At 65.9% G+C, this 21507-nt stretch carries 21 protein-coding genes and 1 riboswitch; of the genes, 7 read left to right on the top strand and 14 right to left on the bottom strand.

The genetic code is table 11. The features are described from left to right. Window positions 1-15: 15 nt before the first annotated feature. The 8 genes from JCQ34_RS12045 to JCQ34_RS12010 all read right to left on the bottom strand — a co-directional run bounded on the left by JCQ34_RS12045 (window position 16) and on the right by JCQ34_RS12010 (window position 7695). Window positions 16-393, bottom strand: coding sequence for a hypothetical protein (locus JCQ34_RS12045; protein ID WP_286397848.1), 378 nt, complete (start codon window positions 391-393; stop codon window positions 16-18). Window positions 394-452: 59 nt separating this feature from the next. Continuing rightward, complete coding sequence (locus JCQ34_RS12040; RefSeq protein WP_286397847.1) at window positions 453-1166, bottom strand: metal-dependent transcriptional regulator; 714 nt, start codon at window positions 1164-1166, stop codon at window positions 453-455. Between the two features lie 49 nt (window positions 1167-1215). Next, window positions 1216-1974, bottom strand: a complete 759-nt coding sequence (locus JCQ34_RS12035) for a class I SAM-dependent methyltransferase (RefSeq protein WP_286397845.1) — start codon at window positions 1972-1974, stop codon at window positions 1216-1218. A 101-nt stretch (window positions 1975-2075) separates the two neighbouring features. Next, complete coding sequence (locus JCQ34_RS12030) at window positions 2076-3494, bottom strand: aminotransferase class V-fold PLP-dependent enzyme (RefSeq protein ID WP_286397843.1); 1419 nt, start codon at window positions 3492-3494, stop codon at window positions 2076-2078. Window positions 3495-3531: 37 nt separating this feature from the next. Further along, window positions 3532-3645, bottom strand: a riboswitch (SAM riboswitch). Between the two features lie 152 nt (window positions 3646-3797). Next, window positions 3798-4610 (bottom strand): histidinol-phosphatase, encoded by an 813-nt coding sequence (gene hisN, locus JCQ34_RS12025; protein WP_142133387.1) that lies wholly within the window; start codon window positions 4608-4610, stop codon window positions 3798-3800. Window positions 4611-4655: 45 nt separating this feature from the next. Then, complete coding sequence (rsgA, locus tag JCQ34_RS12020; protein ID WP_286397841.1) at window positions 4656-5771, bottom strand: ribosome small subunit-dependent GTPase A; 1116 nt, start codon at window positions 5769-5771, stop codon at window positions 4656-4658. Continuing rightward, window positions 5755-7143, bottom strand: a complete 1389-nt coding sequence (aroA, locus tag JCQ34_RS12015; protein ID WP_286397839.1) for a 3-phosphoshikimate 1-carboxyvinyltransferase — start codon at window positions 7141-7143, stop codon at window positions 5755-5757. Before aroA ends, rsgA begins: the two co-directional genes overlap by 17 nt. A gap of 6 nt (window positions 7144-7149) precedes the next feature. Further along, window positions 7150-7695 carry a DoxX family protein gene (locus tag JCQ34_RS12010; protein ID WP_286397838.1) on the bottom strand — a complete coding sequence of 182 codons (546 nt, stop codon included), beginning with the start codon at window positions 7693-7695 and terminating at the stop codon, window positions 7150-7152. A gap of 276 nt (window positions 7696-7971) precedes the next feature. Between JCQ34_RS12010 and JCQ34_RS12005 the strand changes: the two genes are divergently transcribed. Then, on the top strand, window positions 7972-8748 hold the full coding sequence (locus tag JCQ34_RS12005) for a sigma-70 family RNA polymerase sigma factor (protein ID WP_286397836.1): 777 nt from the start codon (window positions 7972-7974) through the stop codon (window positions 8746-8748). Next, on the top strand, window positions 8745-9005 hold the full coding sequence (gene rsrA, locus JCQ34_RS12000; protein WP_142133391.1) for a mycothiol system anti-sigma-R factor: 261 nt from the start codon (window positions 8745-8747) through the stop codon (window positions 9003-9005). The genes JCQ34_RS12005 and rsrA overlap by 4 nt, the downstream gene beginning before the upstream one ends. A 104-nt stretch (window positions 9006-9109) precedes the next feature. Here the strand turns inward: rsrA and JCQ34_RS21115 are convergent, their stop codons facing one another. The 5 genes from JCQ34_RS21115 to JCQ34_RS11980 form a co-directional block, all read right to left on the bottom strand. Further along, entirely contained in the window at window positions 9110-9184 is a 75-nt protein-coding gene (locus JCQ34_RS21115) for a 50S ribosomal protein bL37 (RefSeq protein WP_369299106.1), read from the bottom strand. Between the two features lie 117 nt (window positions 9185-9301). Next, entirely contained in the window at window positions 9302-9763 is a 462-nt protein-coding gene (locus tag JCQ34_RS11995) for a PadR family transcriptional regulator (RefSeq protein WP_286397833.1), read from the bottom strand. Next, entirely contained in the window at window positions 9763-10593 is an 831-nt protein-coding gene (locus tag JCQ34_RS11990) for a DUF4097 family beta strand repeat-containing protein (protein ID WP_286397831.1), read from the bottom strand. Before JCQ34_RS11990 ends, JCQ34_RS11995 begins: the two co-directional genes overlap by 1 nt. An 80-nt stretch (window positions 10594-10673) precedes the next feature. Next, the gene (locus tag JCQ34_RS11985; RefSeq protein ID WP_236798827.1) at window positions 10674-11273 is read right to left on the bottom strand and encodes a GDSL-type esterase/lipase family protein; all 600 of its coding nucleotides are present in this window, start codon (window positions 11271-11273) and stop codon (window positions 10674-10676) included. A gap of 155 nt (window positions 11274-11428) precedes the next feature. After that, entirely contained in the window at window positions 11429-15238 is a 3810-nt protein-coding gene (locus tag JCQ34_RS11980; RefSeq protein WP_286397829.1) for a multifunctional oxoglutarate decarboxylase/oxoglutarate dehydrogenase thiamine pyrophosphate-binding subunit/dihydrolipoyllysine-residue succinyltransferase subunit, read from the bottom strand. Window positions 15239-15794: 556 nt separating this feature from the next. Here JCQ34_RS11980 and JCQ34_RS11975 point away from each other — a divergent pair. From JCQ34_RS11975 to JCQ34_RS11955, 5 genes are all read left to right on the top strand, one after another. Beyond that, a complete protein-coding gene (locus JCQ34_RS11975) occupies window positions 15795-17129 on the top strand; it encodes a hemolysin family protein (protein WP_286397827.1) in 1335 nt (444 codons plus the stop codon). Beyond that, on the top strand, window positions 17126-18196 hold the full coding sequence (locus JCQ34_RS11970; RefSeq protein WP_286397825.1) for a hemolysin family protein: 1071 nt from the start codon (window positions 17126-17128) through the stop codon (window positions 18194-18196). Before JCQ34_RS11975 ends, JCQ34_RS11970 begins: the two co-directional genes overlap by 4 nt. Before the next feature lie 138 nt (window positions 18197-18334). Next, window positions 18335-19318, top strand: a complete 984-nt coding sequence (locus JCQ34_RS11965; RefSeq protein ID WP_286397824.1) for a metal ABC transporter solute-binding protein, Zn/Mn family — start codon at window positions 18335-18337, stop codon at window positions 19316-19318. After that, complete coding sequence (locus JCQ34_RS11960) at window positions 19319-20134, top strand: metal ABC transporter ATP-binding protein (RefSeq protein WP_286397822.1); 816 nt, start codon at window positions 19319-19321, stop codon at window positions 20132-20134. It abuts the gene before it with no gap. Continuing rightward, window positions 20134-21018: a metal ABC transporter permease gene (locus tag JCQ34_RS11955; RefSeq protein WP_286397820.1), complete on the top strand. Its 885-nt coding sequence runs from the start codon at window positions 20134-20136 to the stop codon at window positions 21016-21018. Before JCQ34_RS11960 ends, JCQ34_RS11955 begins: the two co-directional genes overlap by 1 nt. Here JCQ34_RS11955 and JCQ34_RS11950 read toward each other — a convergent pair. Next, on the bottom strand, window positions 20996-21457 hold the full coding sequence (locus tag JCQ34_RS11950) for a Fur family transcriptional regulator (protein ID WP_286397818.1): 462 nt from the start codon (window positions 21455-21457) through the stop codon (window positions 20996-20998). The two genes, JCQ34_RS11955 and JCQ34_RS11950, sit on opposite strands and share 23 nt — an antisense overlap. Window positions 21458-21507 lie beyond the last annotated feature (50 nt).

The raw sequence follows: 21507 nt of genomic DNA, 5'->3' as shown, positions 1-21507 counted from the left end.
AGGCACCCCGGTGACCTATAGGCGAACCGGGGGCGCTTCCACGTCCGCGATGCCCACGAAACGCGTCCCCACGCCGTCGTACTCGCTGCGGACGCAGCCGGCGCGGACGGGCGGAATTTCCGACGGCGGGTGGTGTCCGCACACCACATACGTAAAGTCTGGCCACCACTTCTTGGGGCGCGCCGCTTCCTCATAGCCGCAGACGGCGCATTCCAGGTGCACCCAAACGGGCCGCTTTCCCGTCCGGTTGGCGCGCGACTGCACAAGCCAGGGCGGGGGATTGTCCAGAATGGCGCGGAGTTCGGCCTCCGTCATCCACTTGGGCAGGCCGTGGCGCTGTGCCATTTCAAGGGGAACATCAAGGGTTATTGCCGCGTCGCGTCTGCTGATCATCACCTCCAACCATACGGGAGGCGGCCAAATCGCCAGGCGGAGCCGGTGGCATCGCCGCGTTAGGGTCCGTCCAGGAGGCAGCCGGCGTGCGGAGTGTCGCTGGAGACCCACAGTGCCGAGGCGATTTCATCGGCAAGGTCGTAGTCCCGGGGTGCGTCGGAGCTGCCGATCCGCACCACCAGGGCGCCGCCGAACGGGCGCCGTCCCACCACTTCCACGTCAGCGTCGAGATCGATGTCCTGGGCGGCGAGGTACCGCAGCAGCTCGGGGTTGTCATCGCTGATCCGGGTGATCCGGCCACTGTGGCCTTCGTCCAGTTCGGCGAGCAGGTGGGCACGCGGCATCAGCACCTGGCCATCGGCAGTGGGGATGGGGTCGCCGTGCGGATCCCGCTTCGGGTCTCCGAGCTTGGCCGCGACGCGTTCAATGAAGGTGTCCGAGACCGCGTGCTCCAGCTGTTCGGCTTCATCGTGGACTTCGTCCCAGCTGTAGCCGAGGCGCTGGACAAGGTAGGTCTCGATCAGCCGGTGGCGGCGGACCATGGCCAGCGCCAGCCGCAAGCCGGACTCGGTGAGGGCGACGGCGCTGTATGGCTTGTGGTCCACCAAGCCCTGGTCCTTGAGCTTGCGGACCATCTCGGAAACCGAGGAATTGGCCACTCCCAGCCGCTGTGCCAGCTGCGAGGACGTGATGGGTTTGTCCTGCCATTCGGTGAACGAATAGATGACCTTGACGTAATCCTCGATCGAGGAGGAGGGCGCGCTGGTCTTCACAGGTCCAAGCCTACCGGTTGGGCAGCGGCGGCAGCGTGTGCTGCGCCGGTCATGCCTTGACGGCGCGCCAGGCCAATGTGAGGTAGGGGAGTTCGAGCTGCTGGTCAGGGGCGTACGCAAGATGCTCGTGCAGGTACCAGTCCAGGTTTCCCAGGACTTTCGCCCGCGTGGCCTCGCCGGCCCGGAGGTAGTAGCTGCGCGACTTGGTGAGCTCCATCAGGTCCGTGGTGGTCACCGTGTCCTGCCAGTGGCTGACGTGTCCTTCGACCCCGTGGAACTCAGGCCCCACCACGGGTTTGTGGCCTGGCCGGTACACGTCACCTGCGTGCATGATCCGGGAAAGGCGGTGTACCCAGGGCACGGAGGTGTCCAGCTGGTTCCAGACCAGGCCCAGGGTTCCATGCGGACGCAGTACCCGCGCGAGTTCGGTGCTTGCGGCCAGCGGGTCGCACCAGTGCCAGGCCTGGGCAACGGTGACGACGTCGAAGGCCGCGGCGGGAAGGCCGGTCGCCTCGGCGGTGCCCACCACAGCCCTGGCGGCCGGGCAGTGGGCCTTCAGTTGGGCAAGCATGTCCGCTGAGGGGTCGACGGCGGTGACGTCCAGTCCCAGGTCCAGCAGCAACGCGGTGAATTTCCCGGTACCCGCACCGACGTCCAGGGCGTCATGGGCATCGGTGGGCACCAGCCAGCGGACCGATTCTTCCGGGTATCCCGGGCGGATGCGATGGTAGTGCCTGCCGCCATCCTGGAAGCTCTGCCCGAGCTCCCGGCGCCGTCCGTGATCAAGCCTGGGGCCACCCCGAACCACGCGTGGCCTCCTTCTGTGTGTTGCCGGTGATTGCCCCTCGAATTTACCGCATGGGACCACCTCCAGCCGTCGGGGAAGCAGCCTTCTTCCCGCCAGGCTGCCTAGTCGTCGATGCAGGGCGCTGCGCCGGCCGTTCCCGGGGTGTTGGGTGCCCAGTGCGGGTAGGTGCGGGCGTCGTTGGCGGGCACCCACCGGCCTGCGTCCACTACGTAGTCCCAGCCCAAGCCCTTGCTGCGCAGCGCTCGGATGCCCGCGAGGAGGCGTTCGGCATCCTCCAGCCGTGAGCCGACGCCGAAGCTTGCCCTAAGCGAGCCTGACGGCAGGCCCAGGCGCTTCAGCAGGGGATGGGCGCAGAAGCGTCCATCGCGCAGCCCCACGCCGTGCTCGGCTGCGAGGTAGGCGGCCACCAGTCCTGCGTCATAGCCCTCCACGGAGAAGTTGACCACGCCGATGGTGTCCGTTTCCGGGTTGCTGTCCTTGAAGATCTGGTGGACGGTGACCCCGTCGATGTCCTGCAGGCCCTCCACCAGGAAGGAGCGGATGGCCGATTCGTGGGCGTGCCACCGGTCCTGGTCCAGCCCGGCGAGGACCTGCGTGGCTCGGGCCAGGGTTGCGGCTCCGAGGACGTTCGGTGAGCCCCCCTCATGGCGGGCCGGGCCACTGGCCCAGCTGACGCCGTCGAGCCTTGCTTCCTTCACCGCGCCGCCGCCGGCAAGGTGCGGGACGCCCGCGTCCAACCAGTCAGGGCGTCCCACCAGGACGCCGGCGCCGAACGGTGCGTACAGCTTGTGGCCGGAAAACGCGAGGTAGTCGATGCCGTCGGCGCTGATGTCCACCCGGCGGTGCGGTGCGAGTTGGGCAGCATCCACCACGATCCGTGCGCCGTGCTGGTGGGCCAGCGCGGCCAGGGCCCGGATGGGAAGGATCTCGCCGGTGACGTTTGAAGCGCCGGTGACTGCCAGCAGGCTGACCCCGCCCTGCTCCAGCTCCGCGCGGACGGCGTCAAGGGTGCCGGTGATCGTCTCTGCGGCGACGATGCTCCGGTGCGGTACGCCCTGCCAAGGCAGCAGGTTGGCATGGTGTTCGATGTCCAGGTAGAGCACATCGCCGTCGGGGCGGCCGTCGGTGAGGGGGAGGCAACCTGCCAGGAGGTTCAGCGAGTCTGTGGTGTTGCGGGTGAAGATGACCGAATCGTCCGGCCGGCCGCCCACGAAGTCCCGGACGATGCTGCGTGCATTTTCGTAGACCGAGGTGCTGATCTGGGAGGCGTAGCCTGCCCCGCGGTGGACGCTGGCGTAGTAGGGCAGGATCTCGTTGAGGTAGGCGGATACCACGGAGAGCGCCGGGGCCGATGCGCCACAGTCGAGGTTCGCGTACCGGACGTGCCCGCCGGTGATCAGCGGTGCCTGGATTTCCGCGCCGGTGACCGCCGCGAGGGGCCGGCCGGCAATGGCGTGGAGTTCAGCAGCAGCGGCGGCTTCGGTGATGGCGGGCTGGGGGGAGACGGTGGCAGTTGTCACAGAGACCTCACTTGACTACAGGACTCCGGCATAGTGGAATCCGCGCTTGCCGCATCCACTCCGGACCGGCCTGGTCGTCACCCGGGGCACCCCACCGCGAATGGAGGGTTGCCGGCCAGCAAACCGGGGTTTAGCGCTGGCACTCGTGACCTGGATAAAAGCGTAGGACATGCGGCGGCCCAGGCTGAACCCGCGGCAATTGTTAAGCCCTTTGTTACGCTCGTCCGAATAAACGACGGCGGACACCTCCTTTGGGAGGTGTCCGCCGTCGCTTTATTCGTTTTGCCGGGAGAACGTCAACCGTTACAGCAAATCATCCAGGTAAGGGTTCAGCCGGTGCAGGACCTCTGAGTGCAGGATGGAGTTGGTGGCCAGGGCGTTCCCGCCGAACGGTCCGTCCTCGCCTTCGAGGGAGGTAAAACGCCCCCCGGCCTCCACCACGATCGGCACCAGGGCGGCCATGTCATAGAGGTTCAGCTCCGGTTCGCAGGCGATGTCCACCGAGCCCTCGGCCACCATGCAGTACGACCAGAAGTCGCCGTAGGCCCGGGTCCGCCATACGTCCTCGGTGAGGCCCAGGAACTCATCAAGGTTCCCCCGTTCCTTCCAACCGGTGAGGCTGGAGTAGGAGAGGGAGGCATCGGCGAGGCTGGAGACGTTGGAGACGCGGAGCCGGGTGGCAGCCGCCAGGGACCTGCCCATGTACGCGCCCATGCCCTTTGCCGCCCACCAGCGCTTGCCCAGGGCCGGTGCGCTGACCACCCCCACCACGGGTTCGCCTTCATCCACCAGGGCGATCAGCGTGGCCCAGACCGGAACGCCGCGGACAAAGTTCTTGGTCCCGTCAATGGGGTCGATGATCCAGCGCCGCGAACCGTGGCCCGTGCTGCCGAACTCCTCGCCCAGGACCGCGTCACGTGGGCGGGAACGCGAGAGTTGCCCGCGGATGGCTTCCTCGGCGGCCTTGTCCGCATCGGTGACCGGCGTCAGGTCCGGCTTGGTCTCAACGTGGAGATCCAGGGCCTTGAAGCGGCTCATGGTCTGGTCATCCACGGAGTCGGCCAGGACATGTGCCAGGCGCAGGTCATCGTTGTAGCTCGAAGCGGGTTGGATCATGGTTCCAAACTACCGTCTGCCCGCGCTTCTTCCGGGGAGAACGCGTCAGTTGACGCTGCCAAGCTCCTTGGTTTCCTGTGCTTCCAGCCTTGGATCCGTGCCGAGCAGCCGCCGCAGCGACGCGAGCCGTGCGGGACCGGTGGGACCTGCGTGTCCGTCAGCCACCCAGTCGTCAAGGCCGCAGTCCACTGCGGTCGCCGTGTGCTTGCAGCCCCGTTCGCAGTTCTCGATGCCGGGGGAGAGGTCCGGGAAGGAGCGCAGGATCCGGTCAGGGTCCACGTGGGCCAGGCCGAAGGACCTGATACCCGGAGTATCAATGATCCAGCTGCCGGCCGGCGAGTCCGCCAGGCGCAGCGCCAGGGCCGACGACGATGTATGCCGGCCCCGGCCGGTCACCGCGTTGACTCCGCCGGTGGCCCGCTCGGCCCCGGTCAGCGCGTTCACCATGGTGGATTTGCCCACGCCTGAGTGTCCGAGCATGACCGTGACCTTGCCGTCCAGGTGCGCGCGGAGCCCGGCCACGGCGGCGCTGTCCAGCCGGGCCGAAAGGCCGTCGTCGGAGCGCGCGTCGATGCCCGAGGCCAGGGCGTCAGCAGTCCGGCTGATGATCACCGGGAAATCCAGGTGGGTGTAGTTGGACAACAGTTCCGCGGGGTCCTTGACGTCGGCCTTGGTGACCAGCAGGATCGGATCGATGCCGGCGTCGTATGCGGCCACCAGGGCACGGTCGATGAACCCGGTCCGCGGCTCGGGGTTGGCCGCCGCCACCACGATCACCAGCTGGTCGGCGTTGGCCACTACGGCACGTTCGATCGGGTCCGTGTCGTCGGCGCTGCGGCGCAGGAGCGTTTTGCGGTCCTGGATCTTCACCAGGCGGGCCAGCGTGTCCGGCGCGCCCGACACGTCCCCCACAAGCGAGACGAAGTCGCCGGCAACCACCGGCGAGCGGCGAAGTTCGCGGGCGCGTGCCGCGATGACCACGCGTTCGTTCTTCGAGTCCTCACCCACCACTGCCGTGTACCGGCCACGGTCCACCGTGATGATCCGTCCCGTCACGGCGTCGTCGTGGCTGGGCCGATCCTTGGTGCGGGGCCTGGAACCCTTCTTGTTCGGCCGGATGCGGACGTCGGATTCGTCCCAGGAGTCAGTGCGCCGCGCCACCGCTGGGCTCCTCCGGTCCGGATGCCGCAGCGGCGTCCTGGGCCAGCATGCCTGCCCACAGCTGGGGGAAATCGGGCATGGTCTTGGCGGTGGTGGCGATGTCCTCCACCTGCACGCCCTCCACTGCCAGGCCCAGGATAGCGCCGGCAGTGGCCATGCGGTGGTCGGCGTAACTGCGGACGACGCCGCCATGCAGCCGGGCGGGACGGATCACGAGGCCGTCGCTGGTTTCCTCTGCGTCTCCGCCGAGCCGGTTGATTTCCGCCACCAGGGCCGCGAGCCTGTCCGTCTCGTGTCCGCGCAGGTGTGCGATCCCCGTGAGCCGCGACGGGCCGGTGGCCAGCGCGCACAGGGCTGCCACAGTGGGGGCGAGTTCGCTGGTGTCGGCGAAGTTGCCGCCCTTGATCTCCTGGCCGCCGGTGACGGTCAGGACGCCGTCGGCCAGGGTGACCTGTGCGCCCATTTTCGCGAGGATGTCACGCCACAGGTCTCCCACCTGCTGGGTCTCCGCGGGCCAGTTGGGTATCCGCACCGTACCTTTCGAAGCCAGTGCGGCCGCCAGGAACGGCCCGGCGTTGGAAAGGTCCTGCTCGATCCGCTGGTCGAAGGCACGGATGGGCCCGGGCGCCACCACCCAATGATTGGGAACGGAGTTGTCCACGGTCACGCCCGCACCGCGCAGGACGGCCACGGTCATGTTGATGTGGTCCAGGCTGGGCACCGGTTTCCCCACGTGCTCCAGGTGCAGCCCCTCGTCGAACCTCGCCCCCACCAGGAGGAGGGCGGAAACGAACTGGGACGATGCGCTGGCGTCGATCACCAGATGGCCGCCCCGCACAGTGCCCTTGCCTTCCACCACGAACGGGAGCGACGACGGCGCGGAGCCATCTTCGGAGGCGACGGCCACACCCAGGGCCTTGAGGGCCTCGATGATGGTCCCCATGGGACGCTTCCGGGCGTGCGGGTCGCCGTCGAAGACGCTGGCTCCGTTGCGGAGCGCCGCCAGCGGCGGAACGAACCGCATGACCGTGCCCGCCAGCCCGCAGTCGATCCTGGTGACGGACGCCCCGGCGGCTGCCGGCAGCGGGAGCACCTCCAGGTCAGGGCCAAAGTCGCCGTCCCCGGGCACCTCGGTAATAGTGGCGCCCAGCTGCCGGAGCGCGTCGATCATCAGTGCGGAATCCCTGGAGTGCAGGGGCGCACGCAGCCGGGACGGCCCCTCCGCCAAGGCTGCCAGGACCAAGTACCTGTTGGTCAGGGACTTTGATCCGGGCACCGTAACGGTGGCATCGACGGGCCGGGACGCAAAGGGTGCGGCCCAGTGCTCAACAGGTGTTCCGGACCCGTCACTGGTGGCAGCTGTTGCGGTCATTCGTGCTTATGCTCCCGTGGCGTGTACTGCGCGGCGTACGGCTTTGTCCGCCTTGTCCAGCTTCTTGGTGGTGGTCCGCCGCGCGTCGGCGGCGAGGTGCGAGGCGTTCCTGCGGGCATCGGCGGCCAGGTGCTCGGCGCGCCACGCCAGGCCCGGCTTGCCTGCTGTGTCCACGGAAGCCAGCAGCGCCCCGCCGCTCAGCGAGAGGTTCTTAAGCAGCTGGTTCCGGCGGTTTTCGCGCCCTTCCTTGCTGCTGATGTCCGCACTGCGCCACTCAACAAAGGTGTTGAGGAGCGAGACCACGGTCAGAAGGCCGGCCGAGAGCCTGGAGAACTTGCCAAGGCCGAACAGCACGCCGGCCCCCACCTGGGTTCCGCCGATCACGCGCGCCAGTGTCTTCTCGCTCGCCTGGAAGGGGAGTGAGGCCGCCGCCTTGCGCAGGAGCGGCGAGAGCTGCTGGGCGGTGTCGTCGGAGTTCTTGAGCTTGTCCAGTCCGGCAAGAACGAAACTGGAGGCAAGCATGGGGCGGGCGAGCGTGCGGACAAAGGACATGAATTTCCTCCTGGATGGACGAGCCGCGGCAAGCGGCGGAGTCGGTCCTAGTCTTGCACTTTTGGGGAATATTTGCCTGCGGGGGGCGGTTATGGATGTCGGGTTCGTGACAGGGACCCAAGCGATCATTCACCCGATACAGAGCGGAGTTGGGCCTTGGGGAAGGTGTTGGACGGAACCAGACCGGCGGGGCCGGTGGCAGTCGATACGCTTGCCGCGGAGCCGCTGGAGTACGGCATGCCCGGGGCGGAAAGCCGGACAGTAGACTTGAAGGCAATGAGCACCTTGGATCCGGCCGTCGCGGCCATGTATGAGGCTACCCCCGCCGATGTGAACGGCAAGGCGGGAGCGGCGCCCCTGCCGTCCGGCCAGGCAGGTCCTGATTCCCGGGCCGCCGAAGCCAACCCAAATGACGGCACCGGCCTGGACGTCTCCACGGAGACCATGGAGCAGCGCCGCCTTCGCTTCGAGCGGGACGCCATGCAGTACGTGGACCAGTTGTACTCGGCCGCGATGCGCATGGCACGGAATCCGTCGGACGCGGAGGACCTGGTCCAGGAGGCCTACACCAAGGCGTTCTCGGCGTTCCACCAGTACAAGCCGGGAACCAACCTGAAGGCCTGGCTGTACCGGATCCTCACCAACACGTACATCAACCTGTACCGCAAACGGCAGCGCGAGCCGTTGCAGTCCAACTCGGACAGCATTGAGGACTGGCAGCTGGCACGGGCGGAGTCGCATACGTCGAGCGGACTGCGTTCCGCCGAGGCTGAGGCGTTGGACCACCTTCCGGATTCGGACGTGAAGCGGGCCCTGCAGGATATCCCTGAAGAGTTCCGCCTGGCGGTCTACTTCGCCGACGTGGAGGGCTTCGCCTACAAGGAAATTTCAGACATCATGAACACGCCTATCGGCACGGTGATGTCCCGGCTGCACCGCGGCCGGCGAATGTTGCGGGACATGCTCGCGGAATACGCCGCCGAGCGGGGATTCAAAACAGCCGCGGATGCGTCGGAAGCGGCAGGAAGCAAAGCACAGGAGAACAGGAAATGAGCGACTGCCAGGGATTGGGCGACTGCGACGACACCCGGATGCAACGCATCTACGAATACCTTGACGGGGCGTTGACCCGTGAGGACTTGACCGAGATCAAGAACCACCTGGATGAGTGCCCGGAGTGCACGCAGCAGTATGACCTCGAGTGCGTCATCCGCAACTTGGTCAAGCGTTCGTGCACGGAGTCCGCTCCGGACAACCTGAAGAACGCCATCCTGGACAGGATCCACACGATCCGCCCTGTGGAGGCGTAGGCATAAGCTGCCGGCGTGCGGATCAGGGCCGCAGACAGCAAAGGACCCCGTAAGCCGAGTGGCTTGCGGGGTCCTTCGCTTGAACCGTGGTTCCTGGCATGTGCCTAGGTGTTGGGGCGCTTCCCGTGGTTCGCGCCGCCACGCTTACGGTCACGACGCTTGCGTGCACGCTTGCTCATAGCTGGCCTCCTTACTGTTGGTACTCAAAAGAGCTGCCCTCCAGTCTCCCACATGATGTGGCGCCCCGCGAACCGGGAAACGGTGGATGACCTGCGGCAGTGCGTTCGGCCCCTGCCTCAGTGCCGCAGGGTGCTGCGGATGGCTGTCCGGGCGTCTTCCAGGACTGTACGGACAGTTTCCAGGGTCACCGGGCCTATCGGCTCGCGCAGGGCGTACCGGCGCAACTCTGCACGGAGGTCGTCACCGAACTGCTGCAGCATCAATTCCACGTCACGCCGTTGCATCGAGACTGCGATGCCGTTTTCTACCCCCGCCACGTCATCCCTGCGCCGGTCCAGCTCTGCGAGGCCCGCGGCGGTGATGCGGTAGTTGGTGCGCCGCCCGGCCGGCTCGGTGGACACCAAGCCGTCCTCCTCAAGCTTGCCCAGCCGTGGATAGATGGTTCCGGCGCTGGGCGCATAGGTTCCGCCGAACCGGTCCTTGAGCGCCTTGATGAGCTCGTAACCGTGTTTGGGTCCGCTTTCGAGCAGGGCCAGGAGGTAGAGGCGCAACGCTCCATGTGCGAAGACGGGCGGCATCAGCGTTCCCGTTCGCCGCCGCCAACCGGTGCCGGAGCGTGGAAGATGGAGGTCTTGCCGGACACGGAGTTGGTCCGCACCAGCATCAGTTGCCCATCCGGCCCGGCAATGGTCTCCACCTTGCCGTTGGCCAGGAGGCACTGCTGGCCGTCAAGAACCACCGCACCGCCGGCGGACTTGGCCACAATGTCCACACCTACGTCATGGGGCAGCCGGATGGTGAGGTCGCCCGAAACCGAGTTCGAGCCGAAGTCCCGGGTGAAGTCGAGCAGGTCGAAGCTGAGGTGGCCGCTGACCGTGTTGGTACGCACATTGGATAAGTGGCCAGACGCCGTAATCTCGCCGGAGACGCTCTTGGCGGTGAGTACGCCGCGGTGGTCCCGGACGGCCACGCTTCCGCTGACGGTGTTGACCTGCAGTTCGCCGGACGTGCCCTCTGCGGCGACCGTACCGGAGACGGTATTGAGGCGTACGTGGGCGGAGGTACCGGAAACCAGTCCATCACCGCTGACGGTTCCCGCTTCGACCTCGACGCTGCCGGGAATTGCGATGGTGATGACGGCTGAATTCCCGCTGTTGTGGTTGACCGTCTCCATCAGGTTCTTGAACCACCCCTGGGCGCCGTGCAGCTGGTGCCGCACCTCCAACCTGCCGCCACTGAGGGAGACGGACACGGGGTCGCCGTGGACCTCCGACACCTCCAACCGGACCTCGGGTTCGGTGTGCGCCACGACGTGGAAGCTGCCGCGGACCATCCCCAGCTTGAGGGACGCCACGTCCCCTACGACAATGGTCTGCGGGCTCTCAACAGTCCAGGTTTCCTCGGCCACGGTCCCCTCCAAAGGCGATATATCGCGCTGCCACTACAACCTATCGCCGCCCCTGGGCAGGGTCAAGATATATCTCGAAGCTACTGCGGCGCTTCCAGGCCCAGCCACTGGAACCAGCCGCGGTGCAGCACCAGCCAGGCCATGAGGCCGTAACCGGCCTGGCCCGGCGTACCACCGTTGGCCGCCAGGTCCTGGCGCCACTGTTCGTGGTTCAGGAGCGGTGAGAAGGTGTCGACGTAAAGGTGCTTGCGGCGGGTGGTGACATCAGCGAAGGCGGTATTCAACTCGTCAAGCCGCCGGTTCTGGGCCGGATCGAGCGTGGGGGGCGGTCCCACCACGAAAACCTCGATGCGGTTCTGGGAAGCCGAGTCCAGGATGTTGGCCAGGTTCAGCCTGCTCCGCGCGGTGGACAGGCCAAACTCGATGTCACGTCCTGACAGGCCGATCACCAGCCGGTTCTCCGCCTGGGCGCTGAAACGGCGGCCGGCTTCGTCCAGCCAGCGTGCCGCCAGCCCCTCGGTACCTTCCTGCGGGCAGGGGAGCGCGTAGCTTTCCAGCAGCATGCCGTCCTGGGGAGTGCGGGCCAGCACGCGGCCCAGCCAGCCAAGCGCCCGGGGATCACCCAGTCCGGCCAGCAATTCATCTCCTACAGCTGCGATCCGCAGCTTCCTGTCTTCCACGCGTTCCTCTTTACTTCGGTACGGGTCTACTTCGGACGGCCGCTGCCACCGCCGCCGCCGCGGCTGCGGTGGTTGAAGGCGGCGCTGTCAGTCCATTAAACAGAACTGCCCGGCCGGAGTCTGGTATTTCGACGTCCGGCCGGGCAGCCTTACTGCTACTTCCGCTCAAATGCCTGCTTCAGGAGGGCATCCTGTTCCGCGGCGTGGCGCTTCATGGAACCGGCAGCCGTGGAGGCGGATGCCGGCCGGGACACCAGCCGCACGCGGCGGTCAAGGATCTCCGGCAGGTGCAGGCCGACGAACGGCCACGGTCCCTGGTTTGCGGGCTCGTCCTGTGCCCACACCACTTCGGCGTTGGGGTACTTGGCGAGTTCCGCTGCGATCTCCTGGTGCGGCAGCGGGTACAGCTGCTCCACGCGGACGATGGCAGTGGTCTGGTCGCCGGTCTTCTGCCGGGTGGACAGGAGATCGTAGTACAGGCGGCCGGAGACCAGGAGCACGCGTTCGACGGCGGTGGCCGGCAGCTGCTCATGCTCGCCGATGACCGGGCGGAAGGTGCCGTTGGTGAAGTCTTCCACCGACGAGGCGGCGGCCTTCAGGCGAAGCAGCTGCTTGGGGGTGAAGATGATCAGCGGCTTGCGCGGGCGGCTGTACGCCTGGCGGCGCAGCAGGTGGAAGTGCGAGGCGGCGGTGGTGGGGTTCGCCACGATCATGTTGTCCTCCGCGCACAGCTGCAGGAAGCGCTCGATCCTTGCCGAGGAGTGGTCCGGGCCCTGGCCTTCGTAGCCGTGCGGGAGCATCAGGACCAGCGAGGAGCGCTGTCCCCACTTCTGCTCCGCCGAGGAGATGAACTCATCAATGATGGTCTGTGCACCGTTGACGAAGTCGCCGAACTGGGCCTCCCAGAGGACCAGGGCATCCGGGCGCTCCACGGAGTAGCCGTACTCGAAGCCCATGGCCGCGTATTCGGACAGCAGGGAGTCGTAGATCCACAGCTTGGCCTGGTCGTCGGAGAGGTTGCCCAGGGGCAGCCATTCCTTGCCGTTGGCGCGGTCGTGGAAGACGGCGTGGCGCTGGACGAACGTACCGCGGCGGGAGTCCTGGCCGGCCAGGCGTACGGGGACGCCTTCCATGATCAGGGAACCGAAGGCAGCGATCTCGCCGAAGCCCCAGTCGATGCCGCCCTGGCGGGACATCTGCTCGCGCTTTTCAAGCAGCTGCTTCAGCTTGGGGTGGACCGTGAAGCCGTCGGGGATCTCCACGTGTGCCTTGCCGATCCGGGCCAGCGTTTCGGCGCTGATGGCCGTGGAGGCCGGCGCGCTGACGTTGGAATCGGACTGCTGGGCCTTGGGCCGTTCGATGTCGGACACTGCGGCGGAATCCGCGGTCACGATCGGGATCGGAGAGGTCTGGGCGGCGTGGGTCTCGGCGAAGACCCGTTCCAGCCGTTCCTGGTAGTCGCGGAGCAGCTGCTCCGCTTCTTCCTCGGTGATGTCCCCGCGGCCGATGAGCGATTCGGTGTACAGCTTGCGGACGGAGCGCTTGGCTTCGATCAGGTTGTACATCAGCGGCTGGGTCATCGAGGGGTCGTCACCCTCGTTGTGGCCCCGGCGGCGGTAGCACACCATGTCGATGACAACGTCCTTGTGGAAGCGCTGCCGGAACTCGTAGGCCAGCTGGCCGATGCGGACAACGGCCTCAGGGTCGTCGCCGTTCACGTGGAAGACCGGCGCCTGGATCATCTTGGCGACGTCGGTGGAGTACGTGGACGAACGTGACGACGACGGGGCGGTGGTGAAGCCCACCTGGTTGTTGACCACGATGTGGATGGTGCCACCGGTGCGGTAGCCGCGGAGCTGGGACAGGTTGAGGGTCTCGGCCACAACTCCCTGTCCGGCGAAGGCTGCGTCACCGTGCACCATGATGGGCAGGACGGGGAACGATTCGCCCTGGTCCAGGCGGTCCTGCTTGGCCCGGACGATGCCCTCAAGGACGGAGTCCACGGCTTCCAGGTGCGACGGGTTGGCGGCGAGGTATACCTTGGTTTCCTTGCCGTTGTCCGAGGTGAACGTACCTTCGGTGCCCAGGTGGTACTTGACGTCGCCGGATCCCTGTACGGAGCGGGGATCCTGGGTACCCTCGAATTCGCGGAACACCTGTGCGTAGGTCTTGCCGGCGATGTTGGTCAGGACGTTGAGGCGGCCACGGTGGGCCATGCCGATGGCAACCTCGTCCAGGCCGTCGTCGGCGGCATCGGACATGATCGCGTCCAGCAGCGGGATCAGGGATTCGCCGCCCTCAAGGGAGAAGCGCTTCTGGCCCACGAACTTGGTCTGCAGGAAGGTCTCGAATGCCTCGGCAGCGTTGAGCTTGGAGACGATCCGCAGCTGCTCTTCCCGGCTGGGCTTGGAGTAGGGGTGTTCCAGCTGGTCCTGGAACCACTTGCGCTCGGCAGGTTCCTGGATGTGCATGTACTCGATGCCGGTGGTGCGGCAGTAGGCATCGCGCAGGACGCCGAGGATGTCGCGGAACTTGAGCATCGGCTTGCCGCCGAAGCCGCCGGTGGGCCATTCGCGGTCCAGGTCCCAAAGGGTCAGGCCGTACGTGAGGACGTCAAGGTCCGGGTGCTTGCGCTGCACGTATTCCAGCGGATCGGTGTCAGCCATGAGGTGCCCGCGCACGCGGAAGGAGTGGATCAGCTGCTGGATCCGGGCCACCTTGTTGATCTCGTCCGCGGGGTCGACTTGCAGGTCGGGGCTCCAGCGGACGGGCTCGTAGGGGATGCGCAGTGCTTCGAAGATCTCGTCGTAGAAGTTCTGTGCACCCAGCAGGAGCTGGTGGACCAGCTTCAGGAACTCGCCGCTGCCGGCGCCCTGGATGACGCGGTGGTCGTAGGTCGAGGTCAGGGTGAGGACCTTGCTGATGGCGTTCTGGGCGATGATTTTCTCGCTGGCGCCCTGGAACTCAGCGGGGTAGTCGAGGGCGCCGACGCCGATGATGGCAGCCTGGCCCTTGGAGAGGCGCGGTACCGAGTGCACGGTTCCGATGCCGCCGGGGTTGGTCAGGGACACGGTGGTGCCCTGGTGGTCCTCGGCGGTGAGCTTACCGTTGCGGGCCCGCTTGATGAGGTCCTCGTAGGTGTGCCAGAACTCGGCGAAGTTGAGGGTCTCGGCCTTCTTGATGTTCGGGACCATGAGCAGGCGGGTGCCGTCGGGCTTGGGCATGTCGATGGCGATGCCGAAGTTGACGTGTGCCGGCTGGACGGCGACGGGCTTGCCGTCCACCTCGTCGTAGTACACGTTCATCGACGGGAACTGGGAAAGCGCCCGGATCACGGCATAGCCGATGAGGTGGGTGAAGGACACCTTGCCGCCGCGGGCGCGGGCCAGGTTGGAGTTGATGACCACGCGGTTGTCGATGAGCAACTTGGCGGGGATGGCGCGCACGCTGGTGGCCGTGGGCACCTGGAGGCTGGTGACCATGTTGGTGGCGATGGCCTTGGCAGGGCCGCGGAGGACGGAGACGACGTCTTCCTCGGGTGCGGTGGGGGCCTTGACGTTCTTGGGCAGCTGGGCCGGGATGGGCTGCGAGCCGGTGCCGGCCTCAGTCTTCTTGCCGCCGTCGCGGGCCTCGGTTGCCGGGGCCTTCTTGACGGGCGCGGGGGCTGCTGCAGGGGCAGCGGCGGCCGGTGCCGCCGGGGGAGCGGCAGGGGCAGCTGCCGGCGACGGTGCCGGCGCGGCGGGAGCCGATTTTACGACGGGGAGTTCCCTGGTGGGAGGGTTGGCAGTGTGCGCGGAATTTCCGTTGGAAGAAGAACCGTTGCCCGAGTCGAAGGATTCAAACAGGGGCCACCACTTGGCGTCCACCGCGTTCTTGTCCTGTTGGTACTGCTCGTACAGTTCGTCAACGAGCCACTCGTTCCCGCCAAATTCCTCTGGTAGACGGTGGCTTGGCTGCTCTGGCACTTGAAATACGCCTCTTCCATGAGTTTGATTTCTCTTTGGCCCCCCGGTGCTTCAGCACTACGTTCGAACCAGTCTCTGTCCTCTGAACCCGGACCTTTGCAAGTCTAGTGAGCATTCCGTGTTAACTGCCAATAAGGGTGACCCAAATCATGACGTGGCGAACGGGGCCCGAAATATACCGGCTATTCCGTTTACGCCGGCAGGCCCCGGGCCATCACCGCGACGGTTGCCGGGGGCCGGAAACGGGCGGTCTTCCGCCCTTGTGCGGCCCCTCCGGCAAAGGCCGCTCCTGTAGACTGAAATTCTTATGGACAGTAAATCTAGGTGCCGGCCTGGGCGCTGTCAGCGGAGCATGAAGAGAAGCACCGCGCAGTCCGCCCACAGAGCCGGCAAACCCCGACAACGCGCCCATCACCAGCCAACGGCCCAGCTCGCCGCAACCCGCACGGACCAGGCATCGGTATCAGCCGACCATCCTCCGCCGGGACGAAACAGCTTCTCCAAACCCCCATTCAGCACGCATACTGCAACTTTCGCACCTCAGGCGGGATGCTGAATGGAGTGGCTTCTCCTCGCAGCAGGCTTGCTGCTGATCGCCGGCACCGGGTTCTTTGTTGCCGTCGAATTCTCCCTCATCGCGCTGGACCAGCCCACTGTCCAGCGCGCAATCGACGACGGCGACACAGGGGCAGTGCCCCTGCTCACCTGCCTTAAGTCCCTATCGACCCAGTTGTCCAGTTGCCAGCTCGGCATTACCTTGACCACGCTGCTCACCGGTTACGTCATGGAACCGTCCGTGGGCCGCCTCCTTGAGGCGCCGCTGGCCGCCGTCGGACTTCCCGCTGTGGCGGTGCAGTCCGTCTCGCTCATCCTGGCGATGGTCCTGGCGACGCTGCTGTCCATGCTCCTGGGTGAACTGGTGCCGAAAAACATGGCGATCGCGCTGGCCTTCCCCGTGGGCCGGGCCCTGGCGGGGCCGCAGCTGGTCTTCACCACGATCTTCAAGCCGGCCATCCTGGTCCTCAACGGTTTCTCCAACAGGATCCTTCACATCTTTGGGCTGGAAGCCAAAGAGGAAATTTCGGGCGCGCGGACACCCGCGGAGCTTGCCTCGCTGGTCCGCAGGTCAGCGGCGATGGGAACGCTCGACGCCGGGACGGCCAACTTCATTGCCCGCACGTTGAATTTCTCCTCACGGACAGCGGCGGACGTCATGACCCCGCGCATCCGGCTGGAGACGATCGACGCCGACCAACCGGTTTCCGACGTGGTGGACGCGGCACGCCGGACCGGGTACTCGCGGTTCCCCGTCATCGGTGACTCCGCCGACGACATCCGCGGCCTGGTGCACGTCAAGAAGGCGGTTGCCGTTCCATGGGAACGCCGCCAAAACCTCGAAGCCGGCGCCATCATGACCGAGGTGCTGCGCGTTCCGGAAACCATCCACCTGGATGCGCTGCTGGCCGAACTGCGGGAAGGAAACCTGCAGTTGGCTGTGGTGCTGGACGAGTATGGCGGAACCGCAGGCATCGCCACCCTGGAGGACCTGGTGGAGGAGATCGTGGGGGAAGTGGCGGACGAGCACGACAGGGTCCGCCCGGGACTCCTGCAAAGCGCCTCCGGCGACTGGTATTTTCCGGGGCTCCTCCGGCCCGACGAACTGTCCGAGCAGATCCCGGGCCTGAGCGTTCCGGACGAAGCGGCCTACGAAACCGTGGGCGGGTACGTGATGAGCAAGCTGGGCAGGATTGCCGTTGTCGGCGACACAGTAGACGTCAACGGCGGAACCCTCAGCGTCACCAGGATGGACGGCCGCAGGATCGACCGCATCTGCTTCCACCCAGTGGCGGAACCGGCTGCGCAGGATGCCAATGACAGGAGCAAGCCATGAGCGACTGGGCCGGAATACTCTGGCTGGGGTTCCTCCTGCTGGGCAACGCCTTTTTCGTGGCCGCTGAATTCGCCATCATGTCAGCGCGCCGCAGCCAGATCGAGCCTCTGGCTGACACCGGATCCAAACGCGCCCAGACCACCCTGCGCGCCATGGAAAACGTCTCCCTGATGCTGGCCTGCGCACAGCTGGGCATCACCGTCTGTTCACTGCTGATCCTGCTGGTGGCCGAGCCGGCGATCCACCACCTGCTGGCTGTCCCCATCGAGACCGTGGGCCTGCCGGCGGAAGTGGCCGACGTGGCGGCCTTCGCTGTGGCCCTTATGGTGGTGACGTTCCTGCACGTGACGTTCGGCGAGATGGTGCCCAAGAACATTTCGGTGTCCGTGGCCGACAAGGCGGCCCTGTTCCTGGCCCCGCCGCTGCTGTTCATCTCACGACTGGTCCACCCTGTGATTTCCGCCCTCAACTGGTCCGCCAACCACATTTTGAAGCTGATGCGGATCGAGCCCAAGGACGAGGTCACATCCTCCTTCACCCTGGAGGAGGTGCAGTCGATCGTGCAGGAGTCCACCCGTCACGGACTGGTGGACGACGACGCCGGGCTGATCACCGGTGCACTTGAGTTCTCGGAGCACACGGCGGAGGACATCATGGTGCCGCTCGAGAAGCTCGTCATGCTGGGGGCCTCTACCACTCCGGTGGAGTTTGAGAAGGCCGTCAGCAGAACCGGCTTCTCGCGGTTCCCCATGCTGGATGACGAAGATATGCTGTACGGCTACTTGCATGTCAAGGACGTGCTGTCCATTCCGGAGTCGGGCTACGAGCTGCCTATTGGCGAGAGCCGGATCCGGTCGCTGGCCAACCTTGCCCTGGGTGACGAGATCGAAAAGGCGATGTCCGTCATGCAGCGTACCGGATCCCACCTGGCGCGGGTGATCGGCCCTGACGGCAACACCAGGGGCGTCCTCTTTTTGGAGGACGTCATCGAACAGCTCGTCGGCGAAATCCGGGACGCAACCCAGGCCACCGGCATCCGCCGGTTGGGACAGCCGAACGGGGGCTGACGTCCCGTGGTGCCCCTCCGCTGTGGGGGGCACTTCGGGGCGGCCGGGTCCGGTTTCACAACCTAAATAGGAATCATTCGCATTTAGGTATAGGCTTGGCTGAGTCGCCTTCCCTTTCTGTGTGAACCGAGGTTTTTCGTGCGCCGTACAGCCACTGCCAGCTCCTTCCTTGCCGCCCTGACAGGCGTCGGGCTCCTGCTCAGTGCATGCAGCCCCCAGCCGTCGCAGGCTCCGGACGAGGCGCAGGGCATCAATGTGGTGGCCTCAACGAACGTATATGGCGACATTGCACGGACCATCGGCGGTGACAGGGTCAAGGTCACCTCGATCATCAACAGTGCCGGGCAGGATCCGCACTCCTACGAAGCGAACGCCCAGGACCGGCTGGCCGTGTCCAAGTCGAAGCTGGTCATCGAAAACGGGGGCGGCTACGACGACTTCATCCATACCCTTGTGGAGAGCAGCAGGATCGACAGTGCAAACGTGCTGACCGCCGTCGAAATTTCCGGCCTTGCCCACCCGGAGGACGCCACGGCCGGCGCGTCGGCAACACCCGCGGAGGAATCCGCCGGACACGATGCACACGATCACGGCGGCCTGAATGAGCATGTCTGGTACAGCCTGCCGGCAATGGAGCGCGTGGCCGACGCCATTGCGGGCAAGCTGGCGTCGCTGGATCCTGCCTCGGCCGCCTCCTTCACCGCCAACGCGGACTCCTTCAAGTCCTCCCTGTCACAGCTTCAGTCCAAGGTGGACGCCATGAAGGCGGCCACGCCGGGCAGCCGCGTTGCAGTCACGGAGCCTGTCCCCCTGTACCTGTTGGAGGAGGCGGGACTGGTGAACGCCACGCCTGAGCAATACACCGCTGCCATCGAAGAGGGCAGCGACGTTCCTCCCGCGGTGCTGAAGGCGGCCACGGACCTGGTTGGCTCCAAGTCCGTACGCCTCCTGGCCTACAACGCCCAAACGGAAGGCCCGCAGACGGAGGCACTGAAAAAGGCCGCCGAATCCGCTGGTGTTCCGGTGGTCGACTTCACCGAGACCCTGCCTGAAGGCAGGACCTACCTGCAGTGGATGACGGACAATGTGAACAACATCAGCAAGGTTTTGGAGACAAACTAGGTGAAATCCGTCGTAAGCCTCAAAGGGGCGGGCCTCGCATTCGGCCAGCGAACGCTTTGGGAGGACCTGGACCTGGACATCAGGCCCGGAGAGTTTTTCGCCGTGCTGGGTCCCAACGGCAGCGGCAAGACAAGTTTCCTCAAAGTCCTGCTGGGCCTGCAGAAGCTGCAGTCCGGACAGGCAAAGCTGGACGGCCACCCGGTTGAACGCGGCAGCAGCCTGATCGGCTACATTCCCCAGCAGAAGTCGTTCGCGCCGGATACCCCCATGCGCGCCCGCGACCTTGTGGCCCTCGGCGTGGACGGCCATAAGTTCGGGATCCGGCTGTCAGCCCGCAAAACCAACCGCAGGGTGGACGAGTTGCTGGAACTCGTGGGAGCCTCCGACTACGCCAAAGTCCCGGTGGGCCAGCTCTCCGGCGGAGAACAGCAGCGGCTCAGGGTGGCCCAGGCACTGGCAACGGATCCAAAGGTGCTGCTCTGCGACGAACCGTTGCTGTCCCTTGACCTCCACCACCAGCAGGCAGTCAGTGCCCTGATCCACCAACAAAGCCGGGAGCACGACAGTGCCGTTGTCTTCGTGACCCATGAAATCAATCCGATCATCGACTACGTGGACCGGGTGCTGTACCTGGCGGGGGGACGTTTCCGGGTGGGGGCGCCGGAAGAGGTCATGACCACGGAAGTACTTTCAGACCTATACGGCAGCCACGTGGAGGTGATCCATGCCAACGGCAGGATCGTCGTGGTCGGCCTGCCGGACGCCACCACCCACCACCACCACGAGGCAGACTCGCTGGCAGGGGAGGTGGCCTGATGGACGCCGACAGCATCTTGGGTGCCATCTTCAACTTCGACAACTATGGCGAACTGTTGGTCCTGGTCCAGAACTCCATCTGGGCAGGCGCCATCCTGGGCCTCCTCGGCGGCCTGGTGGGGACGTTCGTCATGAAGCGGGACCTTGCCTTCGCGGTCCACGGCATTTCCGAACTTTCCTTCGCAGGGGCCGCCTTTGCCCTGCTGGTCGGGGCGGACGTGGTGTTCGGCTCGCTCATTGGATCGGTGGCGGCTGCCCTGCTGCTGGGCCTGATGGGGGTCCGGGCCAGGGATAAGAACTCGATCATCGGGGTCATCATGCCGTTCGGCCTGGGACTTGGAATCCTCTTCCTATCCCTGTACCAGGGCCGTGCCGCAAACAAATTCGGCCTGCTGACCGGCCAGATCGTCTCCGTGGACACTGTCCAGCTGCAGGCGCTGGCGGGGACCGCCGTCGTGGTTGTGCTTGTGCTGGTGGCCGTATGGCGTCCGCTGAACTTCGCCAGCGTGGATCCCGAGCTCGCCGAGGCTAGGGGAGTCCCCGTCCGAACGCTGGGGATCGTGTTCATGATTGTGCTGGGCGTCAGTGTGGCCCTGTCCATCCAGGTTGTGGGGGCCCTGCTGGTGCTTGCCCTGCTGATTACGCCGGCAGCAGCAGCGCTGCGGGTAACGTCGTCACCGGTGCCGGTGGTCGTCCTGAGCGTGGTGTTCGCAGTGACGGCGACCGTGGGCGGCATCCTGCTGGCCCTGGGCGGACGCATCCCGATCAGCCCCTACGTCACCACGTTGTCGTTCCTGATTTATGTGGTGTGCCGCATCGTCGGCTCCGTACGCGACGCCCGGGGGATCAACGGCCGGGTCCTTACAGTTTCCCGGCAGCCCTAAGGGCGGTGCAGTCGGGACAGAGGCCGAAAATTTCCACGGTGTGGTCCACCTCGGTGAAACCGTGTTCAGCCGCCACGCGCACCGCCCACGTTTCCACGGCGGGTGCTTCCACCTCCACTGCCTTCCCGCAGTTCCTGCACAGCAGGTGATGGTGGTGGCCGGTCACGGCGCAGCGCCGGTACACCGCCTCGCCGTCGCCGTTGCGCAGCACGTCCACCAGGCCTTCGTCTGCCAGGGACTGCAGGATCCGGTAGGCAGTGGCGAGTGAAACGGAGACGCCCTGGTTCTGCAGGATCCGGTAAAGCTCCTGGGTGCTGACAAAGTCATCGAGGCTGTCCAGGGCTGCGCTGACGGCTTTCCGCTGTTTGGTAACGCGCTGTTCCTTGCCTCCTCCTGCCGGGGATGGGGCGGCGGAATCAGCCTTGACGCCGATCGGCATGGACGAACTCGCTTCCGTGGGGGGCAGACATCAAGATTACCAGTCGGCGT

The sequence above is a fragment of the Pseudarthrobacter defluvii genome (assembly GCF_030323865.1).
GTDB lineage: Bacteria > Actinomycetota > Actinomycetes > Actinomycetales > Micrococcaceae > Arthrobacter > Arthrobacter sedimenti.
Note: the sequence above shows the minus strand (reverse complement) of the source record. Positions and strands in the feature narration are given on the sequence as shown.